This is a genomic window from Haloarcula sp. CGMCC 1.6347 (assembly GCF_037078395.1).
Lineage (GTDB): Archaea > Halobacteriota > Halobacteria > Halobacteriales > Haloarculaceae > Haloarcula > Haloarcula amylolytica.
In genome coordinates this window covers 1-864 of sequence record NZ_JAYMGX010000011.1, presented here as the reverse complement: position 1 = coordinate 864, position 864 = coordinate 1, and the positions used below count along the sequence as shown (strand labels likewise).

Annotated in this window: 1 rRNA gene; it reads right to left on the bottom strand. The window is 56.4% G+C overall.

Features of this window, described 5'->3' with window-relative positions:
- Positions 1-864 (bottom strand): 23S ribosomal RNA (locus tag VI340_RS19800); the annotation flags it as partial.

Sequence of the window (864 nt, the reverse complement as noted above, 5' to 3'; positions counted from 1 at the left end):
CCCGCTAGCGCGGGTACCTCTGTAACGACTCCTACCTATGCTGCACATCGGCGACCACGTCTCAGCGACAGCCTGCAGTAAAGCTCCATAGGGTCTTCGCTTCCCCCTGGGTGTCTCCAGACTCCGCACTGGAATGTACAGTTCACCGGGCCCAACGTTGGGACAGTGAAGCTCTGGTTAATCCATTCATGCAAGCCGCTACTGATGCGGCAAGGTACTACGCTACCTTAAGAGGGTCATAGTTACCCCCGCCGTTGACAGGTCCTTCGTCCTCTTGTACGAGGTGTTCAGATACCTGCACTGGGCAGGATTCAGTGACCGTACGAGTCCTTGCGGATTTGCGGTCACCTATGTTGTTACTAGACAGTCCGAGCTTCCGAGTCACTGCGACCTGCTCCGTTCCGGAGCAGGCATCCCTTCTTCCGAAGGTACGGGACTAACTTGCCGAATTCCCTAACGTTGGTTGCTCCCGACAGGCCTTGGCTTTCGCCGCCATGGACACCTGTGTCGGTTCTCGGTACGGACATCATGCTCGTCTTTTCATGGGCCCCAGGTTGAATCACGTTTCCCTATACCGCCGTTCGTCCGCTTCGTGCCATTACGGCTTCCACGGAGTTGGACGGTTCGACCGGGCGAATGCCCGGCGTGATCGACCCCAGGGCGTCAACTTTCACTGCATGATGGCACAGGAATATTAACCTGTTTCCCATTTCGTCTCAGTCGAGTTGCGGTGAGACTTAGGACCGGCTAACCCTCAGCTGATCAGCAGTGCTGAGGAACCCTTATCCATTAGGCCGTCGGGGTTCTCACCCGACTATCGCTGCTACTATGGCCAGGATTTTCGTCACTCATCGGTCCACAGGA